The following is a 16,796-nucleotide window of genomic DNA, read 5'->3' as shown; positions in this document are numbered from 1 at the left end:
AGGGTTTCAATCAAAACGCACGATGGACAGCGTTGCATCTCTTGCTGGGGCGCCCAGCCGCAGCGGCGAGATGCGCCTTGCCATCCTGCGTTTTGATTGAAACGCTTGACTAAAATGTATGTCAACAGGCCCTAGGCAATCACGGTGTACTTCGGTAATGCGCGCGACTTGTAGCGTGGGGTCTTCAATGAAACTGCTTGCCAAGGCGTGTAATTGATTGCCGATGGCGGGACTTAAGCCAATCAGGCGCAGTGAAGCGAAATCAAAATTGATCATGATATGTGTGTCTATCCAAATTCAAGCTGCGCAAATTTTTGTCGATGCGCAAAGTAAACCTGTCGACGTGACAAAGCCACGGCCTACAGGAAGGAATAAAAGAAAATGGAAGTCGGCGCCAGATCAGACTCGCATCAACACACTAGCGAGGTATAGATTGAGCACTTAAAGTACTCGTAATACGCCAGAAGATGAGTTAGGCAGTGATGTACTCAGATCAGACAGCCGACAGGAGGGCAATATCTATTGTTTTCATGCTTTTTTTCTCCTGTGGTGGTTGATAGAGACGTGAGTGTGCCAGCAGTAGTGCCGGAGGTCAAGTACGAGATGCGCGTATGAACTAGCTAGTGGTGCAAAGACTTGGAGACGTGCTTACTATTTCGAGGCCAACATCTCTTCTATCACTGTTTCCAGCGGTGGATTTTTTTCGACAATGTCGGTCAAACTCAGGCCTTTTTTTTCCAGCAAATACACTAGTGCGAGGTGATAGCGAACATAGAGTCCGGAAGCGAGCTGCAGCCTATGTTCATGCGATTTTAATTGCACCAGGTTGCCCGCGTAATCGAAAGATTTTTTTCCTATCAAGTCGGCGTAGCCTTCTTTGATCCAGCTATGGGTTTTCGATAATGAAGTGAACAGCCCATTGTGGTTGACCATCATGCCGTGCGTGATCTCGTGTGAAATAAAATAAGCCAGATCTCTTTCTTCCGCATCAGCCATCGTTGCACGTGGTGGAATAATACGATTTTCAGCGATGATACTGGGTCGTATAAAAGAATTGTTGGGACAGATTTCTATATTGAATCCGCCCGCATTTGGCCTCAGGTTAGCGACCAAACGCCAGCGCCAATTCTCATTCGAGATAAACACTTTGTAGACATCGTGCGCATTGTAATAGGCAGATCTCTTTATTCTCGCCAAGATAGTTTGGCTGAGATCTTCAATGTTGGCGGGTAATTCTTGATCACTATAGATGCGCACATTTTCATTTTGGTACTGATACCGGTAAAGAAAAGAGGGAAAGCAAATGATCGTGCCATATATGCATGCGATTGCAAATAAGCCGATCAAGACTTGTTTGGCAACGCGTTTAATTGCCACTAATGTGGAGGTATTCATTATTGTTTAACTTTATTGAAGAAAAGCAGTTGCCATTTTTTGTGAAAAACGCTTACTGGTTTAATTTTAACTTATGGAAGATGAGCTGCGTTCTATCTCAGCAATTTGCAGGATATAGGCCGGGGGGGAAGTTGGTATCTGCCTAGGTTGGTTCACGATAGTCATCGCCGAATAAGATTTTGGCGTTGGTATGGCTGATGTGTTTGAAAAAGGGGTAGGGTCTGTTGACCTCTATTTTAGCCAAGCGAATGCGCGCAAATGAGCACAGGGCTAGGCGCAAGCTGCGCGGTAGTGCGAGCACTATAAGCAGATTGCAACAACGCCATGTGCTCATTTGAGCCATTCCCGAAGGGTTTCAATCAAAACGCACGATGGACAGCGTTGCATCTCTTGCTGGGGCGCCCAGCCGCAGCGGCGAGATGCGCCTTGCCATCCTGCGTTTTGATTGAAACGCTTGGCTAAAATAGAGGTCAACAGACCCTAGCCCCATAATTTGAGACGAACATAAAATACTCGCCATGGTCATTTCTGGCATAGCAGGTCAGAGAATAAGAGTCGATGAAATCACCTTCTTTGATAAGCGATTCGTCTGACTTAATTATTTCAGCTTGTGCTCCGGAGAAGGCCAGTTGTGGTGTGTGAGATCGCACCTGAAGCTCCATGAACTGCTTTTTTGCTTGAGATCTATAGACCTCAATTGGTATCGAATTTTTGATGTTTCTCAGCGAGGCTATAATTGCCCCCACGATCAACATGAATACGCCTGCGCCGAAAATATAGTCCATGAAAATATGTGATGTGCTTGCAGTGAGGCTGTTTATTTAGCGTTGAGATTGGTGATAATCAGTTGCAACGTTTGTCAAAATTTGACCCTGCGTCGTAGTGCACAATAGGCCATATATTCTATATCTAGTTCCCCAAAAAATGCGCCGAAAAAAGCTTGGCAATTGGCACATTTTGACATGATTTCAGCTCATCTGGCATCCCCTTTTTTTGGAATATTAGTCAGGAAAATGTTCAATATGCGTTTCGCCTTGACGACCAAAATATGAAACATGACGACCTTTGATCCACACAAAATAAGCTATGCAGCCCGCTGCTTGCGATAGTCTTTTAAACTCGGGATACATGACCTCACCCCGTTGTGCTCCCAAGATCGCTGATTTCACATCGGTCTGGGAAAACCTCGCTGCTATTTCGTCATCGCTTGAGTCGTAGGTCAATGAAACTGTTTCGTCGGAGGGGAAGTAGTACGTCACACGGCGGGTGCGGTAATCGACGAAATAGGATTCAACATCAATGTCAGACAAGGCACTGATTACTTGGCCGAAATGGATGGTTCCAGCTTGGGATGCTTCGAAAGCTTGATGTATCACGGCTTCTTTTGTGTTCATGATCTTCTCCAATTGTGATCGTTCTGTTAGGGGCGCATAGCCTTATTACATGGTCAGCGAGCCGTGTGATCTACGGCAGACTAATTTGATTACAAAGCCTATTTATTTGGTAGGTAGTTCTTTCATGTCGTGGTGCTGAACCAGGTCTCGCATCATAGACATTAATTCCGTTCTACTTGACTTGCTCAGGTGTCCAAAGAAGAAATCATCGTTCTCGTCTGCCACGGCAGCGAGTTTTGGCAGCAATCGCCTACCAACTGGTGTTAATGAAAGTACTTGCTCGCGTGCGCTGTCTGCCGCATAAGCTTTCGACACCAATCCTTTTGCTTCAAGCCTGGTGATTACTTTTGATGCCGCACCTTTGGTCATCCCAAGTTCGTCGATTAAGTTAGCGTGCTTTCCTAATCCTGTTTTCTTCGATTTTCTCCTGCCTGTTTATGAAAAAATTCTATGCGCTATCAAGCGACACCTCGTCCCGCACATTGGCTTATCCACTGCGTCAGCTTTCAAAACCAGAGTGTCGTCAAGCTACTTTTGTGCGCCATTTTGCTAGCGCCTTGTTGGTTCTTACAGCGGCTTGTGCGAGCGCCAGCGCTAATGCTCAGCAAGCGACAGAAACGAATAAAAAAGAACCCCTTGAACCAACACAGAAAGTCGAAGTACATGCCAGCAAATCCGTGCAAAGTACGAATGAGAAGATCAGTCTCACTGGTGAAGAACTATTCAAAATGCCGGGCTCTGGCGGAGACCCGCTTAAAGCCTTACAAACCTTGCCTGGCATAGCGAGCAATAATGATGGCAACAGCGGTGCGGCGGTTCGAGGTGCCAGGCCTTCAGACAATGCTTATTATGTGGACTTTTTACCGGTAGGCTATCTATTTCATATGGGCGGTTTTGTGAGTGTCTTTAATGCCGATTTGATTCGTCGTTTTGATTTGTATAGCGCGGCATGGAGCCCGCAATATGGTGATGTTGTCGGCGGCGTCTTTGACGCCTCGCTACGCAATCCAAGAACGGATCGTGTGGGTGGGAAAATTCGTACCGGGGCCTTAGACGCCAGTGTGTTATTGGAGGGCCCTTTGTCCGAGAACACCTCGTTCTTTTTGTCGGCACGTCGTAGCCTGATCGATTTGTTTGTGAAAGAGATTAAGGACGAAAAGGCAGGTACCAGTTTTACTTTCCCATCTTATAGTGATGTACAAGGGCGATTCTTGTGGAACATCAATAGCAAGAATCGTTTTCGTTTTGATCTCTCTACAGCGCAAGACCGAGTTAAATTTAATTTGAAAAAAGATTCCATCGACGTGCAACACGATCCAATTTTGCTAGGCAAGAGCGCTGAGAGCAGTTCGTTTAATAACATGGCTGTTGTGTTAGAGTCAGACCTTGGTGCAAAGACCAGTAATCAAGTCGCATTAGGTCAAATGGTCACACATCAAAAAACCAAAATTGGCAGCGCGGGTGCATATGCGTCTAGGTCTACCCTCAAGTACCTGAAAGAGCAAGTTACGACCAATATTTTTGACCATCACCAGCTCACCGCAGGTGTTGATCTGAGCTCCAATACACTAGACCTAGACGTGAATATTAAAAATCCACGTTGCACAGAGTTTGATCCGAATTGTGATGCCACCAGTGCTGATATTTCGCGTACTAAGCGCAGTCAACGAGATAATAGCGCGGCGGTCTATGTGAACGACCGTTGGAGTTTGTCGCCCCAATGGACGCTTACAGGCGGCTTGCGCGCTACTCGTGACGATTATCTGAAGGAAAGCGTGCTTGATCCGCGCCTAGGCCTTGAGTACCGCTATTCACCACAAACTGTATTTTCTGTCAGCCTGGGCCGACATCATCAAGAACCATCGAGAGAGCAAAGTCTGAGTGAAATCGGTAATCCGTATTTGAAATCGATACGTTCCAAACAAGTCGTGTTCGGTGTGACGCAAGATTTGGAACAGGGATGGTCATGGCGCGCTGAGTTATACAACAAAGATTTTGACAATTTCGTGGTGAGTGATCCGCTACAAAATTATCGCAACGGCGCGAGCGGTAGCGCACGTGGTTTAGAAGTCTTGGTGAAAAAGGAAATGGGATACGGATTGTCTGGTTTTGTCTCGCTCAGTGTTTCGAAGTCTACGCGTCGTAATGATGTGACCGGAGAAAACTTTAGCTTTGGTTTTGATCAACCGGTGATAGCCAACGCCGTGCTGCAATACAAAGCATCGGAAAAATGGCAATACGGGGCGCGTTGGAGTTATCACACTGGACATCCAGACACACCCATCATAGGCACACGCACGGATGCTGATGGTCGTGTCCGTCCTCTCTTTGGTGCGCTCAATTCTGAACGTATGCCGGCTTATCATCGCTTAGATTTGCGGGTCGATTATCAATACAGCGATAAGTTGTCTTACTACGCGGAATTGATCAATGCCTATGCACGCAGTAATGTGGGACGCTATGAATATAGTGCCGACTATAAGACGCGCAAACCAGAAGCTCAAATGCCGATTTTCCCATCAGTCGGCATGCAATATAAGTTCTGATTAGCTATCAAGGGGACTTTATGGCAGACTATGTACTTTGTTTTGAATCAAAGAGACTATAGACACCATGAGCGCTAATGACACCCTAGACAATCGCGACACCAAAGACTGTCCAGTCTGTGGAGAGACCATCAAAGCGGTCGCGATTAAATGTCGCTTCTGCAATACTGATTTACAGGCATATGTGGCTCATACTGAACATGATGCGGAGAAAATTCTGTTTGCTGGACACCCCGCTACTATTGCTAGTGCTTGGCAATGGATAGCGGTTGTGCTGACGCTCGGTATTGGCTACCTATATTACTGGTTCAAAGCGCGCGGACTTCATTATGAAATCACGACACAAAGGGTGAAGCTAGAACGCGGTATTTTTTCTAAAGTCAAAGATAACGTTGAACTTTTCACGATAGAACATTTTGACTTGAATTCTCCATTTGGCATGCGTCTGATGGGCTATTGCATATTGCAACTCAGGTCGTCCGACACCAGCTATTCGCAACTGCACTTGTATGGCATTAGAAACTTAGAAGCACTCGCTGACACCTTGCGTGAGTGTTCTATGCGTGAACGCGCGCGACGTCGGGTTACGGCCATTATTCAACCATAAAAGCGAACGATGCTTTAACGTAGGCACATTTTGCCTAGCACTGCATGAATCGCATTCCTTAGAGATAGCCCGTGGGGTAACTCGCGCCTATGCTGAGGGCGGCGCAGTGCGACCTACATCTATTCAATATTATTGCTTGTGTTATTCGATGACATACAATTTTCTTCGGAGTAAAACGGCACCGCTCATTTAGCTAATTGTAGGCGCGCTTGGATTGATTCCGAGCCAGAACAATCAGCCGCTTGTGGCATGCCTTGATGCGTGAGTCTGCAGATTATTACAATTCCGATGATATGATGCATGAATGCGTAGATGTTATTTTACTTTGATAGATCCGCATCTTGCTTCCCCTGATAATCCTCTTCCTATTACTCGTTTATGATTTTACAAACTGCTACGATTTTGAAAGCAATGACTTTCCTTATTAATTGGAGATGCATCTTCTGTCTGTCCATGGTTTTGTTTCTGAATGCTTGCGGAGGTGGTTCTGATACGTCGGCGTCTTCAGTCTCTCCTGTAAAAATCAATGTGACTGCGGTGAATCCTGAAGTCGAGGCTGGTGCGCCCAGTTTATTGATTTCGGCGGACGTGAACGGGAGCAGTAGCCCTACGAACTGGAGTCTTGAGGGCAGCCTGGGGAGTCTTAGTTCAAACACTGGGAATACAGTTGAATACATCCCACCACCGCTAGGTACGGTCGACACGGTGAGGAATATCAAAGTCACCGCAAGTGTAGGTTCTGTGAGTAAATCCATCACGCTGGTGTTACGCCCAAGCGCCAGTGGTGCGTATGCCTTTGCAGGAGCGATTCGTGGTTGGGGCATGATTGATGGAGCAGGTAATGCGGCACGATTTGCTTTTCCTGGCGATATCGTGGCGGATGCGGATGACAATTTGTATGTATGGGATCAAGGAAATAATCGCATTCGTCGTTTGACGAAAGAGGGGATGGTCAGTAGCTTTGCTCCAATTTTAAGTTCAGTCACTTCGTCATACAAATTGTGGATTAAGTTGCGCTATTTCTCTGGCAGATTTAGGTTTACAAATCAGGCCGACGAAGCTCAATTAATTTACCCTGATGGTCGTAGAGTCCCGATTGATTACCTTGAGTTACCTGAGATAGTTGCCAATCGCGATATTGACGGCAATGTCTATCATCGTGCACCGCATTTTTACGAGAAAAGTTTAGGTGTTGTCGCCAAAAATGGCGTGATACTTGCTGGTCATGAACCGGCCTTAGTAGCGCAAGATGGTGTCGGCAGTGACGCGAGATTTGTCTCAATCAGTAATATGGTGGTGTTTCCCAATAAGATGATTTATGTATTGGATCAGGAACTCGTTGGTAGCAAATTTAAATTACGACAAATAACACAAGAGGGTGTGGTTACTACGCTGAGCACGGCGAAATTTGAATCTCCAGCCCGTATCATTCCTAACTCTGGGAGTTTGCCTACAGTCTTGGATCGCAATGGCATACACAAATTACAGATGGACGGTAACTGGAGTTTCACGCCGATTAATGATGCCAAGCTCATTCCCGGCAAAAACATTGAATTTGATACGCCAGATGCAACGGCAGATAAAGCGGGCAATATTTATCTGACAGATCCTAATCAGGATAGAATCATTCGGGTAGCGGCACAGGGACGTGTCAGTGTTTTCGCTGGCATGCTTGATTCAAAACCAAGAGGTAGTCGCCTTGATGGACGAGGCGATGCTGCACGTTTCCTGCGCCCGTACGCGATGAGTAAAGATCGCGCAGGTAATCTATATGTCATGGAGGATACAGCAGACCGTCTAGATTCTTACGGACAAGCTTGGAAACAATATGCGCTGACTTTACGCAAGATATCCCCAGACGGCCTAGTCACGACATTATCTGCGCCGGGTGTTTGGTGGGGGCAAGTCGACAATAAGCAAATCGCTGAAACATTTACTGCGCCTTCTCAGCTTGTTGTCGATAACGAGTCGAACATTTGGATTTTTAATCGACTGTTGATGGTGGGTAGTGCTTATGTTCGACCAACTCCCCTTGGCGAAAATGTCATATGGAAAATTTCCCCAGAAGGTAAGCTAACTAAGATAACTACAAAAATTGCAGATTGCCCTTCTGGCGCGAGTGAATGGAGGGTTTGCGATATCGCTTTCGATGGTAAAGACAATTTATTGGTCGCGGATGGCGGTGCTGTGCATAAGTTGCACGCTGATGGGAGTATGACAAAATTATCTGGAATGGAAGCTATGGGGCCGGTAAGTGCTTTATCTTTCGATAGTAAAGGCAATTTGTATTTTGCCCGCGATCCTAGTAGTGATCCGGGTATTTACAGACGATCAGCCGCAGGTGCTGTCACTAAATTGAATAATGCCGGTCGCTATTTGGGTAACAAGATGCTGGCCGATGAGCAAGGGAATGTGTATTCTTCTTATGCTTGCGCATTGTATAAAATTAGTTCTTCAGGTGTTGAAACCTTGATCGCCGGTATGCTTGGGCAGTGTGGAATGCAACTTGGAAAATTACAAAATACCAGACTGCATCACATCACAAGCATGACCTGGTTGGGATCAAATTCTCTGTATGTTACTGCCGACGATGCGATATTAAAAATAGCCTTGCCCTAGAAGAACATGGCGTACTAGCTTGGGCTGCAATGCCCAAGTTATGCGCTAATATTGATAGATTTTGCAGAATGGCGTTTGCCTCAACGACGTCAGAACTAACTCTAAGTTGTAATGGAGCCCATTAAATGCTCGACAAGATGGACTGCTATTTTCACCTAGTGTCTCTGGGCATTTACGTCGAAGAATTTCTACCCTCGTAGGAACGACATACTTACAGCTAGTTCAGTTTATCGGCTCAACTGCATGGCGTGAGGAAACACTCAGTCTTTTTTAGCATTCAGCCATTGCCAATAATCCTGTCGTTCTTTGTATCGCCCAACGTAGTCAATTCCTTCTATATCAAATCCCCAATCATGGAAAAGTGCCATGACATCGACTTCATCCATATCTTGTTCCGGATCGTCGCCGGCGCCAGTTTCTTTAGCGAATGCATCGGCATGTTTTGAAAAATGTCTTTGGGTCCAATGTTGGAGGGCGTGTACATATTCTTCAAGATACATGGGTAGCATCAAATTGGCGAGCTCGGGAACCTCCGCGAGTTGGAGGCGTTGATCGCCTTGAGTTGGCAAAGGAATGCGTAGATTGATTCTATTCGTGCCAGGAAAAAACATCATATTCTCGCCGGTTGCCAAGGCGTTCGCGACTTCCCGGTAACTGGTATCGGAATCTAATGTCACGGCTTCTTCCGTTGTGCGAAGATCGATACCTATACTCGCTGCCGCATCGCGATCGCTAAGCAGTTCAAATGCTACTTGATACTTCTTCGCTAGGTAAGCACCTCGTGCTCTATCGATGAGTGCCCCAAGTTCTTTCGCGTTTGGTCTGGCTATTTCTGCTCCATACTTGCGTTTTTGGTAGGCTATTCTTTGACGCTCAAATTCTGCTGCTTCTTCTTCCAACATTCTTCTTTGCCCCTCGAGTTCTTCTGAGGATTTCCCTTCCATAGGGGCGACCATCTCTTCGGGAGGTGCTTGTATGTGGGTACTGACTGGAACAGAAGTACCTGTTTGTGCGTTTTGTCTTTGTTTTCTTTTCCAGTGCCTATAGCCAATATACCCGCCTATGATGGTGCCAAGTACCGGAACGATGGTCCCAATTATGGCGCCAACCGCTATGGATCCCGCTTTGCCGAGCAACTGCGTAACGCCGCCACCTTGTGCGGAAGGGCTTCCACTCTTTTGTGTTTTTCGGTCGCTATTTGAGGTAGCTCTGGGACTCGATGTGGATTTCGTTTGCAGAGCCTTTGCTCCCATCACATCTGCCTCATGCTCCAATCCTTGATCATCATTGACCGGTACACCCGTTTTCATTTGCATGGTCGGCTTTACCCTTCCTTGTGCTTGCTGCACCAAATGCCAGGCTTCATGTGGCAAATGTTGCTCTTGCCCCGGCGCCACATGAATTTCACTGCCTTGTGCATAGGCATGGGCATTGAGCTGCGCTGGTTGCGACGAGTTGTAATGAACCTTGACATGATTCATGCTCATGCCTGAGAGTGATTCAATGCCAGATTTGAGATTGTCGGGCAGCCCGGTATTATTCGGGGTCTGTGTTTTTGGCTCATCAACCAAGCCCTCAGCTTGCATTGATTCATCTAGCGATTCGGCTTGCCAGGTTTGCTCTTTCTCCATGCGCTGCACCGCAGTTGGATTCATGCTTTTGAGCTGCATTGCACGCGCACTGTTTTGCACCATGTGCTGCAAGGATTTGAGTTGCAGGTTTTGCGCGTTGTGATTGGCCGCGTGCTGCTGTTGGCGCTGCGTCATGGCGAAGGAGCGCAAGTCGGACAGCCCACTGTGAGTTTCTATCGTGCTGTCTGCTTGCGGATGCGTGGCTAATTGGCTGCTGTGTTGGGCGGTTGTTGATGCAGAGTTTGCTTTCGCTTGTTGTGTCAGAGCAGCCGAACTCATGAATCGCCTCGCATAGAGAAAATGCTATCAAAAGAAGCGGCTATTCTAACGCTAAAAATTAAGCAAAAAGAAAGAATATTAAAAAATAGAATGCAGCGCAACGCACATCAATGAGGACTTCATAGACATCGGTTGCGCCTGTCAACCCTAGTTAATTGCAGTGCGCATGGATGGTGATTATTTCGCCAATTCCACCAGCACCGCGGTATACATCTGCAAATTCAATAGCAACTGTTTGGTAGAAATAAACTCGTGCTCCGAGTGCCCTGAATAAACTTTGCCAGGCATGGTGGGGCCAAAGCTTACGGCATTCGGAAACAAGCGCGAATTGGTGCCGCCACCAACGGAGATCGGCTGTGCGTTCTTGATTCCTGTGTAGTGCGAAAACACAGACAGCAAAGTCGGCAATTGTGGCACCTCTTTGCGTATCCAAGGATCACTCAACTCTATAGTGACATTGCGCAAGGCTACGTGCTTTGTTTGCCAGGCATCGAGTGCGGCTTGCATTTCTTGCTGCAATTGTGCGCTTGCTTTTCCTTGAGGGCGACGAATGTTGATACCTAGCTGTATGCCTTCTGGTGTTTGTTTGATGACAGTGGGGGCGACACTCATCGAACCCATGAAACTGTCATGATAAGCCGCTGTACCAAATTTTTCGCCATACAGGCTGGTTCCTATTAATTCATTAATCAGATTCACCATGCTGCCCGCGGTGCTCTCTGGCCACGTGCGCAGATTGAGTGCGTCGGCCAACATAGCGATCGCATTTACACCATCTTCCGGTTTGGAAGAGTGAGCCGAGACGCCACGCGCTTTGATCTGTAATTGATGATCTTGCCAATGGTAGCTGTACTGCATCTTGGCTTGCTTGGCCGCACGTTGTTTGATCGCTTGTTCTATCTCAGGTGTCGCATTGGCTATATTGGCGTAGGCGTCTTCTGGAATCTGGCTGCCAAAAAAACCGCCGCCAAAGGCTGTCAAATGGGTTTCATTGGGAGCTATGCTTGGTTGCTGCGGTGGTACTGTTAATTGCACGGTACCATAACCTTTTTCTGCAATCACGACGGGATATTCTGCGTCTAAAGTGATATTCATCTGTGGCGGCGTATGCGTCTTCAAGAAGGTTTCTAACGGCGCCCAATCGGACTCTTCTGCCATGTAGATATACAGTTCTATGCGCTTGTTCAATGCGAGTTTCTTGCTCACTGTTTTGTCTTTGATTGCCTTCATCGCGTACAAGCCACTTGCGATCGGACCTTTATCATCTTCTGTGCCCCGTCCTAATAAGCGACCGGGCTCGCTTTTCGCATCGAGTTGAAATGGTGACTGTTTCCACTTAGTGGGATCGACTGGCTGTACATCGCCGTGCGTGATGACACCAACACGCTCGCCGCCCTTGCCAAAACCGATCACGACTATATAACCATGATCTGTGAAATCAAAGCCTAGTCGCGCCGCTTCCGATTTCAAGTATTTTTTAAAACCCTGATGCTCCGAGTTTTGTTCAAAGGGGATGGCGGGGTTGGCAACCGTATTAAAGCTCACCATTTTCGCCAGTGTCTTGATCATATCTCGCTCATACTTTTGCACCGCATAGCGCGCCGTTTGCTGCGCCATAGCACTAGGTTGATCCGCGGCAAAGCAAGCAGCTATGCTCAAGCTAGCGATACTGATGCTGAGTGCAGCAATGGCAGGCAGACGCATAAGGCGCAGTGCAGACCCTTGCAGAGAAGTGGATGTAGAAGAGCGAGCGAGGTGAGTGGAGGTAGCAGGCATGAGCAACATTATGTGAGGAAAAAACATAGTGTAGCCCAATTGGAATATTCTTCCACTGCCATTTGCGTCACCGAAAATATTTCAATGAAACCGGACGGATGTGGCCGTTAAATTGGTGTGTCAACTAATCAGAGTTTCCGCTTGGTTTGAGTTTGCGCTTAGGTTGCGTTTAGGTTGCGCCTAGTCTGCGCTTAATCTGCGTTTACTCTCGGCTGGCACTGTTTGTGCGAGTATTTTGGTCGATGGCACGACGTAAGAATGGATAGTCCCAGAGGTCGTGCGCCCGAACACACCATATTTGACTTGAGTCACGTGCTTTTGTTGCTCTCCATGAAAAATCGCTCGAAACGCTTTTTCTTTGAAGATGGATTTCAGCAAAGGCAGCAAGCGAGCCACTTCTGTGGATTTGATCTCTTTTGAGAAACGAATTTTACATTCGGCTTTAGCGGTTTGCTGATTGAAGGAGATCTGCACGGAAGAGCTATATTCACCAATTTGCCTCAATTGTTGTGCCAACTCTGTTGGAATAGTGTTGCGAAAATTCTGCGAGCTATCAGGGGCAATACTCTGCTCCCATACCAATTCTAGCTGTGCGGGTATAACTTCGGTCGTTTCAGTTTTGTTATAGCAAGCGCTCAATAGTAAGGACACGCTGATCAGTAACATCGTAAAAATTCTGTTCTGGGTTTTCATCATGCTCACATCTTTTTAATTAAGGCATCGTCAATGCTGCTGTCAATCACTGGCATGATTTCACTGTGTTCAGTTCAAATATTTTTTCTAGCCAAGGAAGTGCCTGCGGTACTTAAAGCAGCGATAAATTTGATCTATTTCATGACGAATTGTTTGAAATCGCGGAATAAGTATTTTACGTGCTTTTTTTATACGTATGAAAATAGTGTTCAATTTTTCTCACTTAGGGTCGAGTATTTAAGAATGCCAGGAATTGAGTGCCTGTTCGATGAATTGGCATGTAAAAGCTAGATTGACAGCGTCAATTCCATAAATTTACATGTAAAAAAATAACTGTTTTATTGTAAGTTGTAAGTGGCTATACTCATCTACCTTACAAGCACGACGTCGACAAATTCAGATGCTGCGATGTGAGTTTTATTTTCTCAGCTAATTGCGACAATCTGAAAATGTCAGCCTTCTCTAGATCTAAGTGAAAGGAATCATCATGCAAACACGTTCATCTCTGCGAGCAGAACAATTGCGCTCTCATCAAGCGAGCAACTCAACTCAATTAAAACAGAATGCGGCGCACGTGCTTGATACCCGAGACAGTCAGTTTGCACAACGCCAAGCGCAAAGCACTGCGAGTCATAGTTCTGCAGTTAGCCAACTGATGTTATTGCAGGAAAAAATGGCAGGTAAAGCGGAGCTTACTCAGCGCGTTGAGGAAGAAGAACCACTGCAAGGCAAATTCGACGCGGTACAAAGAGTGGAAGAGGAAGAACCGCTGCAAGGCAAATTCGACTCAGTACAAAGAATGGAAGAGGAAGAACCACTGCAAGGTAAATTCGACTCAGTACAAAGAGTGGAAGAGGAAGAACCGCTGCAAGGCAAATTCGACGCAGTACAAAGAGTGGAAGAGGAAGAGCCACTGCAAGGTAAATTCGACGCAGTGCAAAGAGTGGAAGAGGAAGAACCGCTGCAGGGTAAATTCGGAACAGATTCAGGAGCAATTCAACGAAAAGAAAACGCTCAGCCCAATAATACTGGCCTGTCAAATCAACTAAAGTCTGGCATTGAATCACTCTCAGGCATGAGCATGGATCATGTCAAAGTGCACTACAACTCACCACAACCCGCGCAAATGAACGCGCATGCCTATGCGCAAGGCAGCGAGATACACGTCGCACCCGGACAGGAACAGCATGTCCCCCATGAAGCCTGGCACGTAGTACAGCAGGCGCAAGGTCGGGTCAAACCAACTATGCAATTAAAAAAAGGGATTGCCATCAATGATGATGTGGGCTTGGAAACAGAAGCCGATGTGATGGGGGCAAAGGCCATGCAAACAGGTGAAAGCCTCCATTCGGGTGCAGCTACTCAACTTGCAAGACAAGAATCGCTGGCACCTTCCATAGGAATCCAAAATGCCTCTATACAGCGTACTGTATATTATGCAGCCCATGTTACCCAATTCACCAATCTTGAAGCGACCGCGTGGAATGCATTAGTCGCGCAGGTTGCCGGGCTCCCAACCGCTGAGGCATTTGTTGAACAAGTGGAAGCAGATATTTATGTGACCCCACAAGTGGTAACCCTAACCAATTCTATGGCGGGACTACGAGCTGCTGCTCGTGTCGATATCAATGCAAGAGTGCGCGACCCAGCCGATGCCAATGCACTAACATGGGGGGAATTTCATCCTATGTTAGTGGATATGGCGACGACCTATGGCACTGTGACAGGGCCGGTAAATACTGGAGGCCACAGTGCTAATACCTACACCTACACGGCCGGTGGCGGCTCGCAAGGTATCGCAGAAGAGACATCTGCGCACGGAAGAACCCCGGGAAATCTCACCACCAGACGAGCTCAGATGCGCGCCGCGATAGGCTTATTTAATCTCGCGGTGGCTGCCGATGCGGCGCGGTTTTGATTAGGTCTTTTAGCATTTGACGCCTCTTGTTTTTAATGAAGGCAACATCATTGCTTTAGTTTTTGTGCCCGTGTGATTGATCAAGTATATGCAGACAACGATACCCATTTCAGCGAAGACGACACAGAATGTGGAGGCACAACATTCTGCACAAGCGCGCAGTAATTCACCGCTCAGCATGATCGATGATAGGCCTGCGATGCAAATGCAACGTCGTCATCAGGAGTGCGCGAATAGCAGCACTCAAAAGCAGCAGTTAAGCCTGCGATCCACAATGATGAATGCCTCGGCATCGCTGGCGCAATTGCAGCAAATAGCACCGCTTCAAATGAGATTGGACACAGCCTTGGATGGTAGCGACTTTTATAAGTCGGCCATCACCGATACGATGAAGCTGGAAATGACTCAATCAAAAAATGCCTTTGCGGCGCACAAACTAGCTTTTCAAGGCAGAAAGAATTTGTTGAATGGTTTAGGGATAGCTACGCCACAAACGACAGCGCTGTTTGCAGCGGCCGATGCCGCCAATCGATTGTCAAGCTATTTGGTGGGTAAATTCTCGAAAGCAAAAAGAGATGGATTACGAGCCGACCACGCAATTGTCACTGCGGCGGAAACCGGTGATCTGGCTGGTCAGGCGACCGCAGAATTAGACGGGCTTTACCCTGCGCGAGCGGCAGCTGATAATTTAGTTATTACGCAAAACAATGGGGAAATTAGTGGCTGGTTAGCTGCCGCAGCTGAAGGCAGAAGCGCTGGGTTGACACGTCTAGTCGAATTTTTGGCATTCGACGATGGCAATTTCGCGCATCGTTATGGGCGTTTATCTTGGTTTAATAATATGGCTGGAACCAGCTTATTAGAATTGAAGGTGGCAAACGTCAAGGCGTCATCAGCGCGATTGAATACCGTGCATGCAGCGATTTCGCCGCTCGCCGGGAGTCAGCTTGCGGGTGCGCGGCGAATGGGATCTGCGGCGACGGGATTTTACGAACTCTTGAAATCCGCCACCAGACAGCCAAATGTGGATGATTTACGTGCTACTTCTGATGATATTCATACTGAAGGAGATCACTTCGATAATTTTGATTTAAAAGACCTGCAATTACAGATAGTCCAAGCCGCAAGAGCCGTCTATCCTCGTGATGCGGCCTTACCGGGTTTGGCATGGGGGCCTGGAAACGCCGGTGGAGTCGCCGAGAATAAGAAAGAACATTTCAAAAAGCATTGTCTCCGATTGGGAAATGTTGCCAATCCAGATCAGGCGGAACCCTGGAAGTGGAAAACTCACTTAGGCTATGACATACGACGGGATCATGTTGAAGCGGCGTTTGGTGCCGCCGTAGTGAGTCCGGATACTTATTTTGGCGGCGATGGCAGGGTAAGCGATCAAGATAGGGCGAATCGTTTTTTTAACGAGTGGCTTCCAGGGAAAAATGCCGTAATCGAAGATTTGTATACGCGTCACGGAGCGACCTACGAAAATGCGATTACAGGAGCGACGGCGGGCATGGCAAACAAATACGTCTCACTTGAGAATGGCTCTCTATACGCACAGGGTCAGGCAGGTAATATTTATATCATCGCAAAATGGTATGGTCAGGCGGTGCAGAATTTCCTCGTTTCTTCGGGTTATATGAATACGAATAGGATCAACGATAATCGGGCTTATAAATTGTGGGGGCTGACTTAATTATTGCCATGTTATGCTAGGCCGCTGTACCCGCATTTCTATTATTCGTATCTAGCTGAGAAGTCAGTCGAAGATGCGTCGTTTTGTAGGGACATAGCCAATCTTGACTTTATTGAGGTTTATGTCTTTGATCTAAGCTTGTTGAAGACAACAAATAAGTAAGAAACTAGCTTCGAAATAGTTACCAACAAGTTAGCAGTGAATTGATCAGCCTTTACAAAATTCCCGACCGCCAAAAAAATACC

At 47.0% G+C, this 16,796-nt stretch carries 13 protein-coding genes; 5 read left to right on the top strand and 8 right to left on the bottom strand.

Going from position 1 to position 16,796, the window contains the following annotated elements:
* Window positions 1–6: 6 nt before the first annotated feature.
* The 5 genes from AC1RR2_RS17080 to AC1RR2_RS17060 all read right to left on the bottom strand — a co-directional run bounded on the left by AC1RR2_RS17080 (window position 7) and on the right by AC1RR2_RS17060 (window position 3,158).
* Window positions 7–276 (bottom strand): hypothetical protein, encoded by a 270-nt coding sequence (locus tag AC1RR2_RS17080; protein WP_493223480.1) that lies wholly within the window; start codon window positions 274–276, stop codon window positions 7–9.
* A gap of 375 nt (window positions 277–651) precedes the next feature.
* Window positions 652–1,395, bottom strand: coding sequence for a hypothetical protein (locus AC1RR2_RS17075; RefSeq protein WP_493223479.1), 744 nt, complete (start codon window positions 1,393–1,395; stop codon window positions 652–654).
* A gap of 470 nt (window positions 1,396–1,865) precedes the next feature.
* Window positions 1,866–2,180 (bottom strand): hypothetical protein, encoded by a 315-nt coding sequence (locus AC1RR2_RS17070; protein ID WP_493223478.1) that lies wholly within the window; start codon window positions 2,178–2,180, stop codon window positions 1,866–1,868.
* Window positions 2,181–2,396: 216 nt separating this feature from the next.
* Window positions 2,397–2,789, bottom strand: coding sequence for a DUF1398 family protein (locus AC1RR2_RS17065; protein WP_493223477.1), 393 nt, complete (start codon window positions 2,787–2,789; stop codon window positions 2,397–2,399).
* 102 nt (window positions 2,790–2,891) lie between these two features.
* Window positions 2,892–3,158, bottom strand: coding sequence for a MarR family winged helix-turn-helix transcriptional regulator (locus AC1RR2_RS17060; protein ID WP_493223476.1), 267 nt, complete (start codon window positions 3,156–3,158; stop codon window positions 2,892–2,894).
* Between the two features lie 68 nt (window positions 3,159–3,226).
* Here AC1RR2_RS17060 and AC1RR2_RS17055 point away from each other — a divergent pair, with 68 nt between their 5' ends.
* From AC1RR2_RS17055 to AC1RR2_RS17045, 3 genes are all read left to right on the top strand, one after another.
* The gene (locus AC1RR2_RS17055; protein ID WP_493223475.1) at window positions 3,227–5,335 is read left to right on the top strand and encodes a TonB-dependent receptor plug domain-containing protein; all 2,109 of its coding nucleotides are present in this window, start codon (window positions 3,227–3,229) and stop codon (window positions 5,333–5,335) included.
* 67 nt (window positions 5,336–5,402) lie between these two features.
* Window positions 5,403–5,942: a PH domain-containing protein gene (locus tag AC1RR2_RS17050; RefSeq protein WP_493223474.1), complete on the top strand. Its 540-nt coding sequence runs from the start codon at window positions 5,403–5,405 to the stop codon at window positions 5,940–5,942.
* Window positions 5,943–6,395: 453 nt separating this feature from the next.
* A complete protein-coding gene (locus tag AC1RR2_RS17045) occupies window positions 6,396–8,561 on the top strand; it encodes an NHL repeat-containing protein (protein ID WP_493223473.1) in 2,166 nt (721 codons plus the stop codon).
* Between the two features lie 260 nt (window positions 8,562–8,821).
* Here AC1RR2_RS17045 and AC1RR2_RS17040 read toward each other — a convergent pair whose 3' ends face one another.
* The 3 genes from AC1RR2_RS17040 to AC1RR2_RS17030 form a co-directional block, all read right to left on the bottom strand.
* On the bottom strand, window positions 8,822–10,471 hold the full coding sequence (locus AC1RR2_RS17040; protein ID WP_493223472.1) for an eCIS core domain-containing protein: 1,650 nt from the start codon (window positions 10,469–10,471) through the stop codon (window positions 8,822–8,824).
* 177 nt (window positions 10,472–10,648) lie between these two features.
* Complete coding sequence (locus AC1RR2_RS17035) at window positions 10,649–12,274, bottom strand: dipeptidase (RefSeq protein ID WP_493223471.1); 1,626 nt, start codon at window positions 12,272–12,274, stop codon at window positions 10,649–10,651.
* Between the two features lie 153 nt (window positions 12,275–12,427).
* Window positions 12,428–12,913 carry a hypothetical protein gene (locus AC1RR2_RS17030; protein ID WP_493223470.1) on the bottom strand — a complete coding sequence of 162 codons (486 nt, stop codon included), beginning with the start codon at window positions 12,911–12,913 and terminating at the stop codon, window positions 12,428–12,430.
* 514 nt (window positions 12,914–13,427) lie between these two features.
* Here AC1RR2_RS17030 and AC1RR2_RS17025 point away from each other — a divergent pair.
* Both AC1RR2_RS17025 and AC1RR2_RS17020 read left to right on the top strand, forming a co-directional pair.
* Window positions 13,428–14,858: an eCIS core domain-containing protein gene (locus AC1RR2_RS17025; RefSeq protein WP_493223469.1), complete on the top strand. Its 1,431-nt coding sequence runs from the start codon at window positions 13,428–13,430 to the stop codon at window positions 14,856–14,858.
* An 88-nt stretch (window positions 14,859–14,946) separates the two neighbouring features.
* Window positions 14,947–16,551, top strand: coding sequence for a hypothetical protein (locus AC1RR2_RS17020; RefSeq protein ID WP_493223468.1), 1,605 nt, complete (start codon window positions 14,947–14,949; stop codon window positions 16,549–16,551).
* Window positions 16,552–16,796: the final 245 nt, after the last annotated feature.

The organism is Undibacterium sp. GW821-FHT11H02, assembly GCF_058808015.1.
The sequence above is the reverse complement of the archived record's forward strand: the minus strand, read 5'-3'. Positions and strand labels throughout refer to the sequence as shown.